The organism is Streptococcus mitis bv. 2 str. SK95, from assembly GCF_000222705.1.
Classification (GTDB): Bacteria; Bacillota; Bacilli; order Lactobacillales; family Streptococcaceae; genus Streptococcus; species Streptococcus mitis_AY.
In genome coordinates this window covers 1-9,391 of the sequence record NZ_AFUB01000034.1, presented here as the reverse complement: position 1 = coordinate 9,391, position 9,391 = coordinate 1, and the positions used below count along the sequence as shown (strand labels likewise).

Sequence of the window (9,391 nt, the reverse complement as noted above, 5' to 3'; positions counted from 1 at the left end):
AAAAGCTTTATATTTAAAGCTTTTTTTGTTGCTTATCTAAAAAATACTGCGACGGCTACAATCCAGTTAAGTACAGAAACCACAAGTCCTACGATATTGAGAATTTTTTCTGTTTTATAGTCTAATTGTGACTCTTTTTGATATGAAATAGCCAAGACCAATCCTACGATCCCCAAAACCAGACCTACAATTGGAGATAACAAACCGAGCACAATAGATAGGATACCTAAAACAAGTGAGTGTTTTTTCTTTTGTTGTGAATTCATATATAAAGTCTCCTTATGTTTAATATAAATGATGATACCTTAAAATACTAGCTTTATCTATCATTCGACAGCTTTTAATAGAACATTAGCTAGTCTTGACCTTACCATTCCAAGAATCCAAGCCATAGGATAGGATATAAATCTCAGAGAAACCTTGCTTTTTCAGATAGAGGGCTGCATTAGTCACTCGTTGTCCGCGTTGGTTTTCATAGAGAAGGACTGGTTTATCCTTGCGAAGGGCTGCAAGGCTTGACTTCAACTGATTTGAAGGAATATTGCGCGCACCGAGGATATGTTTTCTGTGAAACTCTGCTGGTTCACGGACATCAATCAACTGCCCTTTCCGAATCAAGGCTTCAAATTCTGCATTGTCTACAATCTTAGCCGCACGACGAATACGAAGGTAGTTATACCCCATCCATGCCGCCATTGCTAGTACGATTCCCCAAACAATCCAAATTGTCATAAGTTCATATCTCCATTTTTCTCTAAATAGTCTAATTCTATCTTGTGCTCTCTACGAAGAACAGCTTCCGCCTCTAGATAGTCTAGCTTGTCCATCAGACCCGCATCATAGATCCGAGAGAGTTCAAGCTTCATCAGTTCAATATCATACAAGCGCTTCCCCACATAGACAATAATGCCAAACTGTTTGAGAAATTGCTGCACATCATAGAATGTTTTCATAGCTTTCATTCTAACAGATTTTAGACTTTTTTTCAATACTGGATCGGCTCTTTTCCCCGATTTCCTTCGTCTTCATTGCCCATTCTTCCGCAAGTGTGGTACAATAAAAGCATGAGAATTCAACAATTACACTATATTATCAAAATCGTCGAAACTGGCTCTATGAATGAAGCAGCCAAGCAACTCTTTATCACCCAACCCAGTCTGTCTAATGCCGTTCGAGACTTGGAAAATGAAATGGGTATTGAAATTTTTATTCGTAATCCCAAGGGCATTACCTTGACCCGTGATGGGATGGAGTTTCTCTCCTATGCCCGTCAAGTTGTCGAGCAAACCCAGCTCCTCGAAGAACGCTACAAAAATCCTGTCGCCCATCGTGAACTCTTTAGCGTTTCCTCTCAACACTATGCCTTTGTAGTCAATGCCTTTGTATCGCTACTTAAGAAAAGTGATATGGAAAAATACGAACTTTTCCTTCGTGAAACTCGAACTTGGGAGATTATCGACGATGTCAAGAACTTCCGTAGTGAAGTCGGTGTCCTCTTCCTAAACAGCTACAATCGTGATGTTTTAACGAAAATGCTGGATGACAATCACCTGCTAGCTCACCACCTCTTTACCGCTCAACCCCATATCTTTGTCAGCAAGACCAACCCTCTAGCAAAGAAAGATAAGGTTAAACTAGAAGACTTGGAGAACTTCCCTTACCTCAGCTATGACCAGGGGACGCACAACTCCTTCTACTTTTCAGAAGAGATTCTTTCACAGGAGCATCACAAGAAATCCATCGTAGTCAGTGACCGCGCAACCCTCTTTAATCTCTTGATTGGTTTGGATGGTTACACCATTGCAACAGGGATTTTGAACAGCAACCTCAATGGAGACAATATCGTTTCCATCCCGCTGGACATTGACGACCCGATTGAACTAGTCTATATCCAGCATGAAAAAACCAGCCTGTCTAAGATGGGCGAACGCTTTATCGAATATTTACTAGAAGAAGTTCAGTTTGATAGTTGATAAACCATCAGACATATTTTATAATATTTCTTAGAAAATAATGATTGGAGAATATTGTTGAAAAAGTTTATATTGGCAAGTGCTGTTGTCCTTTCAATAGCAGGATTGGCACAAGCACCTATCTACGCAGAAGAAAACAATGCCAATCCTCCTGCTACCACTGAACAAAGCAACTCTAAGGAAGATAAGAAAGATCTTTCAATTAAAAATGAAGAGGAGACTACAACACTTCCAAAAGACAAGGCAAAAGAAGAAGCCCCTAAAAAAGAAGGATGGCAGGAAGAAAACAAACACTGGCGTTTCTATGAAAACAATCAGCCTGTCCTCAAATGGAAAAAAATTCAAGATAAGTGGTACTATTTTGACAACGATGGGAACCGACTCAGTGATACCATCTTTGATGGCTATGTTCTCAATAAAGACGGGGTCATGGTAGAAAATGGCTGGGTAGCTCTTGAGGGTAAATGGTACTACGTCAGTGAGTCTGGAAAAATCATCCAACAAAAATGGAAAAAAATCGGAGGAGCTTGGTACTACTTTGACAAAGATGGTGTCATGCTCAGTCAGACAATCGTTGATGGTTATCTCCTTACTAAAAGCGGGGCTATGGCTGAGAATGGCTGGGTGAAGGTTGACCAAAATTGGTATTATGTCACACCATCTGGCAGAATCTCGCAAGACAAATGGGAGAAAGTCAACGGTTCATGGTATTATTTTGACAAAAACGGCGTGATGCTCAGCAAAACGACTGTTGGTGCTTACCTGCTCGGCAGTAGCGGGGCTATGGCGGAAAACTCCTGGGTGAAGATTGATCAAAATTGGTATTACGCTAATGAATATGGGAAATACAGCCAAGACAAATGGGAGAAAATAAAAGGAACTTGGTATGCTTTTGAACAAAATGGAGTCATGCTTTCCAATAAATGGAAAGGAAGCTACTACCTCAAATCTAGTGGAGCCATGGCTGAAAAAGAGTGGATCTTTGACAAGGCCTACAACAGTTGGTTCTATCTAAAAGCGAATGGAACCTATGCGGCTCGTGAATGGATTGGAGCCTACTATCTCAAGTCTGGTGGCTATATGGCCAAGAATGAGTGGATTTACGACGATTATTACAAGGCTCGTTACTATTTGGACGATAGTGGCCATTATGTATCAGGAACCTACAAGATAGACGGCAAGGAACACTTGTTCCAAAAATACGGTCAATGGATTTCTGAAGTTTCAACCGAAGGTGGATTTGTAAAAGGTCAATACAGTAAAACGATCTTCCTTGATCCCGGGCATGGTGGTCGAGATTCAGGTGCCTTTTACTACAATGTAGCCGAAAAAGATCTCAACATGCAAATCTATCGCAAACTGCGTAAGAAATTAGAAGAATTAGGTTATACTGTCCTCACATCACGTGACAGTGATATCGATGTTGATTTTAAGACTGAGCGTTCAAGAATGGTAAATAAAACCAACTCTGATATCTTTATCAGTATCCATTTCAATGCTACTGGAAACATTCACTCGAAAGCGAGCGGTATTCAAACCTACTCCTATAGCGATGAACCTGATTATCCAAGTAAGATCAATAAATACTGGCACAATCACCCTGATCGTATGAGTGAAAGCAAACGCCTCGCTGCTGCTATCCACTCCTCTCTCCTAGCCGAAACTGGTGCCAAGGATGCTGGCTTATTGGAAAGTAGCTTTGCCGTTCTACGCGAGACTGCCAAACCAGCCGTCCTCCTAGAACTCGGTTATATGGATAATTTCACTGAGAATCAACGTATTCGTGAGGATCGATACCAAGATAGACTAGTCGCAGGTATTGTGAAAGGCATCCAAAAATATTACGCTGGTAAATAAAAACAAAGTCTCGAGGTTTCTCGAGACTTTTCTACTTGCCTTCTTTTTTATCTTTATCAGGAAAGAGGTAGCCAAGTCCTACACAAGCTAGCACTCCTGCACCAATCACCAAACCACTTGAAATTGGCAAAAGGTCCAAAATAGCATTTGCAATGATAAAGGCAATGATCAAGCACATCAGACTAGCCTTGTAGTCTTTTTTCAAAAAATTTTCTAAAGCGAAATAGAGGAACAATCCAACTGGAATCAGTGACCAGAGGTTGACATCCAAACTTGGCCATCCAATATAACCGAAATACAATACAACCGCTGCCGCTACTAAAAATACGATTCCCAATAATTTTTTCATTTTTTGTCTCCATTTTCTTTTTTTATTGACTTGAGTTGTCTGATACTGACTGCTCACGTCCCTTACATGAACCATTATAGCAGAGGGGGTTTTCAAGAACAAGGCCTTTTGCCTATCTGGTCTATATCTCGGTCTAAGTGGTTGAATACTCCTGATAAAAGAAAAGAAGCCCTAATGGACTTCTTCATTCTGCCGATTGCAGGGATCGAACCTGTGACCTACGCGTTACGAGTGCGTTGCTCTACCAACTGAGCTAAATCGGCAATTACTCTTTTAGTATAGCACTCTGAGAATAGATGTCAAGAAATTTTCATCTCCATTAGAAAAAGCCTGTCCTGAGACGAGGCTTTGAGTTTCTTCCTTTTACGAACCCGCACTTTCGTAGGCATCTAAGCCCTTGTCCCATAGTTTCAAAGAAATGACAAAGAAGACAAGGGAAATCAGAATCAAACCACCGATATTAAAGAAGACATCCTTGTCCTGTAAGAAATAGCTGGCAGGATAGTAGGCCGTAAAAGCGAAAGGTACGATAAAGCTAATCAACCAACGAAGAAGCGAATTGTAAATGGAAATTGGATACTTGGCAAAGTCATTAAACATATAAAAAATGTAAATCATGGCTCCTGACTGCTTGGTCCAAAAAGCGATACTGGCAGTCGCGATTTTCAAGGAAGTATAGATCAAGGTCGCAAAGGGTATACAGACTAGGAAAAGCAGGAATTTAGGAAGGCTCCAGGCAATGCTGCTCACCGTTGTCGCTAGCAGAATACCTCCGACCAATAGTTCCCCCAAGGCATCAATCTGAAAGGTTTCGACTAGGATGTGAAAGAGAGGATTGATGGGTCGAGTCAGATACTTGTCAAACTCACCTTTTCTCACCAAGCGTTGCCCTAGTGCCCAGAGATTGTCAAAAAAGAGATGGTCCAGACCCTTGGGAATCAAGGAAAAACCATAAATAAAAGCTATCTCTTGAAAAGTCCAGCCTTCTAGGGATGGAATATGTTGAAAGATGACATTGAGAAACAAGAGGTTCAAGCCTTGGGTCAGGAAAACACCTAAAACACCAACCACAAAATCAACCTTGTATTCCATAATTTGTTTGATGTATTGTCTGATAAAAATCAGATGCATGCGTTGATATTTTTTCATACTAACCTCCTTGAATGGTGATGAATGACTGAACTCGTTTCCAAATCAACTGAGACAAGCCCACCATCACTAAGAGCCAGAAAAACTGTAGCAAAAGCGCCTGAAGAATCTGACTGGCATCGTATTTCCCAACTATGATCATAACTGGAGTGTAAATCAAGGATGAAAAAGGCAAGAAGGACAGGATATCTGAAACGACCTTAGGAAAGAAAGCCAAGGGAATTAGACTTCCAGACATAAAGGCAACTATGGAAGTCTTGAGTAGATTGGAACCCCATAGATTTTTAAATACAAAGGCTGAAAATCCAAAGCAGATATTAAAGAAAAAGTTAATCAGGTAGGCGAGCGTCAAGCTAAATAGATAAAGGGTAGTTAGTCCCAGCACTTCTACAATACCTTGCCCAGATAAGATTTTCATCAACACAATAACACTTAAAAATGGCAGTCCAACAGAGATAAAAATCAACCACTTAGACCCAAGCTCAGTAAAGAGATAAGAGGCCGCAAAATGCACTGGTCGCAACAAACGCATGATAATGGAACCATCCTTGACCTCCTCCCCGATCATAAAGGAGCTATCTGACCTGGTCAAAAGATTAGTCACAAAACTCATGATAATGTAGAGGGTAATATCTGCCATGCTGAAGCCCTGAATCAAAGACTCTTGCGAGGAATCAAAGACCGCCTTCCAGAGATAGAAAGCGACAAAAGCTCCCATTACATCACCAATCCGATAGAGAATAAAGTTGACTCGATAGGTAATCAACTCCTGAATGCCCGCATTGATAAAGGGTTTATAACGTCTCCACAATTTGACCATCTTAGAGCTCCTTTCGGTAGAAGCGACGGATAATATCCTCAATATCCGTATCCATCATCTTCAAATCGCGAATCTCAAAATCAGACAAGGTTTGCTTGATAATATCAGCCGACTGGTAGCGGGAACTATCAAATTCAATATTGAGGCTATTTCCTTGTCTATCAATGGTCATATCAGGCAAGCCTTCATAGTGAGAAACGAGATGACTTTGCCCTGGCACCAGTTCAAAAGAAAGAGTCTTCATCTTGCCAAAGGTTTCCTTGAGCTGGCTAACCGTTCCATCAAAAATCTCTTGCCCCTTATCAATCATAAAAATCCGATCACAAAGTTGCTCAATATCACTCAGGTCATGAGTGGTCAAGAGAATGGTTGTTTCTTCCTCCTGATTGATTTGGGTAATGGCCCGACGAATGTTGTCCTTGACCGACACATCCAAACCAATGGTCGGTTCATCTAAAAAGAGAACCTTGGGATTGTGAAGCAAGGAAGCCGCAATGTCCGCCCGCATCCGTTGCCCAAGTGAAAGAGTTCGCACAGGGTCCTTGATAAAATCCTTCAAGTCCAAGACTTCATTCAAAAAGTCCATGCGCTTATGGAAAAGCGAGTCTGGCACATCGTAAATCTCTTTCAAGACCGTGTATGTCTCTTGCAGGGCCAAATCCCACCATAACTGAGTTCGTTGTCCAAAGACCACCCCAATATCCTTGACATAATCTTGGCGATTATCCTGCGGAATCTTGCCGTTAATCCGACAAAAACCAGATGTCGGTTTCAAAATCCCAGTCAGCATTTTGATGGTTGTCGACTTCCCAGCACCATTTGCCCCGATAAATCCTAAAATCTGCCCTTTTGGAACCTCAAAAGTCAAATCCTTGACTGCTTCAAAGGTTTGCTTTTCAGGATGAATAAAAGAGCGCAAAGCCCCCTTCAAGCCCGGTTCCTTAACTGTCTTCACAAAATTTTTCTGAAGATGTTCCACTTCTATCATTGCCATATCTATCTCCCTATCGCAAGGAGTAGCAACTTTGTATTTTTAACTACAAATATTCTAAATCCTTACTTTCTACACCTTCTACATTTTATTATTACAGAAGGCTTTATACCAACCTATTATAGTCCAATAAAAAACGGAATGCAAGCGTTTGCCTGTAGATTCTGAAATTAGAGATTTCACTCTTAAAATAATAGTTTTAATCAAAAATTCTGGTTTAATCGTTTCCTTAAAACACAAAAAAACCTGCACTTAGAGCAGGTTGGTTGATTAAATTAATTAAAAATATATCTAATACAGTAAAGTAAAACTCACAAAAATCTAAAAACCTAAACGTTCTTGATCCCAATTGCCATACTCATCATATCCAAATCCATCAGGATCCATTGCATCAATTCCACACTGTTCTAAAAAACGAAAACAGTCTTTGCAATAGTAAACTCCATCAATATGATCGCTACCATCCCAATTAAGCTCTCTCTTAGTGAACTCTCCACCACATTCTTCACATGTATATAATTTTGACATATAATTACCTCTCTTTGTCCTTTTTAAATTATGTTTCAATCAAATATAGAGTGTAAAACTACAAGTTATTCTCTTTACGGAATTCCTCTTTTTCTAGTTCTGTTCCTCCTCTTACAAAAGTATTTTCGCCTAGATGATATAAATGTACACAAGGAGATTTTCTTTCATCAGGATAAAAATGATTAATAGCTTGTTCTTCTTGTAGCAGTTCAGAAAAGGTTGAATCATCTAGTGATCTGTCTTGCTCTGTATCTTCCAATTCATTAATCCGTCTTTGATTAAGGCTATTCTTGTTAGTTATCAAACTTAAAATAATTAATATAAATTCAGGATTGTTTACAACAAAATTTAGACATTCCCTCCCACCTTTTGACATACTTTTGCCAACAGATTTTGATACTTTCATGGTAATGTTTAATGCACTATTTGCTTGATCTTTGATTCTTCGCGTATTAATTTTCATTTCTTTCCCACTTTTTTATTTCAATTTTATCTGATTTTTATTGAATTAACTACAATATAGGAGTTAATCAGTCCAATTTTGTATTTTTTGTTTAGTATTTTTGCACATTCTAAAACACTGAAGTCACTAGATTCTATAAAGGATAACTCACTACTTCTATTATCTACAATATACCTAGTTAACAGTCTTTTAAGATACTCTAGTTTTATAATCGATAATAACAATATACAAACCAATATCATAATACAAATAATTATAAAATTCATCATTAAGCTCCTTAATTTTTATTTTTTAATTATATCTTATCAAACAAAATTTGTCGTTCACTTCTACTGAACTTTCTTCAGTTCATCTAAATAATTATATATACGCCCCACATATTTATTTTTCATTAAAGATAAATCGCTCAAGATAGCAAATCCTATTTGTTGATTAATAGCATTATTAAGATTATTATCAACTAAACCTAAAAAGTAACGTAAACACATGAAATAATCACTTAATTGAATTAGTTTTTTTTGATATTTTAGTTCCTTTATTAATTCCAAAATAGTTTCATTTAAAAGATGGTACTCTGACCGTTCCTTATTGAGTTTATTTAAATTTCTACTTAAATATATCTCCGAAATAAAACGTTTTAATTCTTTTTTCTTAAACTTTTATTACTAAATTCAAAACAATCTTGAATACCATCCCATTCCTTTCCAATTCTATTGTAAAAAGCACATAAAAGAAACATACTCACAAGGTTAGCATTAGCTGAAACCGATTCCTCCTTATCAATTAGTTCCATATAAATATAACTTGTTTTATCATAATAGAAATCAAATTCCTCTTGATTATCTCCTCTAATCATACAGATTTTTAAATTCTTTTGACACTCAATTGCCTCAACTAACTTTAAATTTGATTTCTCAGACTCTAAAAGTATAACAGGAAATAAATTCATAAATAATTTTATTAATTCATCGGCACTATTAACATTACAAAAATATTTTATAAAAGAAAACTCGGAAGTTAAATCATCATTCATTAATTGATCAATTGTAACTCCATATCTATTCGAGATTCTATGTAAATTTTCTGACGAAGGAACATTATCACCACTTTCCCAATTTGCAACAGCACTCTTACTATTTAAATCTAGTGCATAAGCTAAATCTTCTTGAGTTTCACCCATGCTTAATCTTAAACTTTTAATATTATTTGCCAATTTATTCATTTTATATCACCTACATACTATACTGGAATAAACAAAGTT

12 protein-coding genes and 1 tRNA gene are annotated in these 9,391 nt (G+C 37.9%); 2 read left to right on the top strand and 11 right to left on the bottom strand.

All coding sequences use genetic code 11. From position 1 onward, the window contains the following. Positions 1-32 precede the first annotated feature (32 nt). From HMPREF9965_RS07310 to HMPREF9965_RS07300, 3 genes are all read right to left on the bottom strand, one after another. A complete protein-coding gene (locus HMPREF9965_RS07310; protein WP_001088135.1) occupies positions 33-266 on the bottom strand; it encodes a hypothetical protein in 234 nt (77 codons plus the stop codon). An 85-nt stretch (positions 267-351) separates the two neighbouring features. After that, a complete protein-coding gene (locus HMPREF9965_RS07305; protein ID WP_000158121.1) occupies positions 352-732 on the bottom strand; it encodes a rhodanese-like domain-containing protein in 381 nt (126 codons plus the stop codon). Next, complete coding sequence (locus HMPREF9965_RS07300) at positions 729-962, bottom strand: YqgQ family protein (protein WP_004243559.1); 234 nt, start codon at positions 960-962, stop codon at positions 729-731. Before HMPREF9965_RS07300 ends, HMPREF9965_RS07305 begins: the two co-directional genes overlap by 4 nt. A gap of 102 nt (positions 963-1,064) precedes the next feature. Here HMPREF9965_RS07300 and HMPREF9965_RS07295 point away from each other — a divergent pair, with 102 nt between their 5' ends. Both HMPREF9965_RS07295 and HMPREF9965_RS07290 read left to right on the top strand, forming a co-directional pair. Continuing rightward, positions 1,065-1,973 carry a LysR family transcriptional regulator gene (locus HMPREF9965_RS07295; protein WP_001222589.1) on the top strand — a complete coding sequence of 303 codons (909 nt, stop codon included), beginning with the start codon at positions 1,065-1,067 and terminating at the stop codon, positions 1,971-1,973. Between the two features lie 57 nt (positions 1,974-2,030). After that, the gene (locus HMPREF9965_RS07290) at positions 2,031-3,830 is read left to right on the top strand and encodes an N-acetylmuramoyl-L-alanine amidase (protein WP_000713513.1); all 1,800 of its coding nucleotides are present in this window, start codon (positions 2,031-2,033) and stop codon (positions 3,828-3,830) included. Positions 3,831-3,861: 31 nt separating this feature from the next. Here the strand turns inward: HMPREF9965_RS07290 and HMPREF9965_RS07285 are convergent, their stop codons facing one another. The 8 genes from HMPREF9965_RS07285 to HMPREF9965_RS12650 form a co-directional block, all read right to left on the bottom strand. Further along, positions 3,862-4,179, bottom strand: coding sequence for a hypothetical protein (locus HMPREF9965_RS07285; RefSeq protein ID WP_000734655.1), 318 nt, complete (start codon positions 4,177-4,179; stop codon positions 3,862-3,864). Positions 4,180-4,369: 190 nt separating this feature from the next. Next, positions 4,370-4,442, bottom strand: a tRNA-Thr gene (locus HMPREF9965_RS07280). A 100-nt stretch (positions 4,443-4,542) separates the two neighbouring features. Further along, on the bottom strand, positions 4,543-5,328 hold the full coding sequence (locus HMPREF9965_RS07275; protein ID WP_000760721.1) for an ABC transporter permease: 786 nt from the start codon (positions 5,326-5,328) through the stop codon (positions 4,543-4,545). 1 nt (position 5,329) lies between these two features. Then, on the bottom strand, positions 5,330-6,148 hold the full coding sequence (locus HMPREF9965_RS07270) for an ABC transporter permease (protein ID WP_000240149.1): 819 nt from the start codon (positions 6,146-6,148) through the stop codon (positions 5,330-5,332). A 1-nt stretch (position 6,149) separates the two neighbouring features. Further along, positions 6,150-7,142: an ABC transporter ATP-binding protein gene (locus tag HMPREF9965_RS07265; protein ID WP_001240800.1), complete on the bottom strand. Its 993-nt coding sequence runs from the start codon at positions 7,140-7,142 to the stop codon at positions 6,150-6,152. Positions 7,143-7,460: 318 nt separating this feature from the next. After that, on the bottom strand, positions 7,461-7,667 hold the full coding sequence (locus HMPREF9965_RS07260; protein ID WP_000041334.1) for a hypothetical protein: 207 nt from the start codon (positions 7,665-7,667) through the stop codon (positions 7,461-7,463). Positions 7,668-7,725: 58 nt separating this feature from the next. Then, the gene (locus HMPREF9965_RS0102425; protein ID WP_000700897.1) at positions 7,726-8,130 is read right to left on the bottom strand and encodes a hypothetical protein; all 405 of its coding nucleotides are present in this window, start codon (positions 8,128-8,130) and stop codon (positions 7,726-7,728) included. Between the two features lie 637 nt (positions 8,131-8,767). Beyond that, on the bottom strand, positions 8,768-9,352 hold the full coding sequence (locus tag HMPREF9965_RS12650) for a helix-turn-helix domain-containing protein (protein WP_001037092.1): 585 nt from the start codon (positions 9,350-9,352) through the stop codon (positions 8,768-8,770). Between the last annotated feature and the right edge of the window lie 39 nt (positions 9,353-9,391).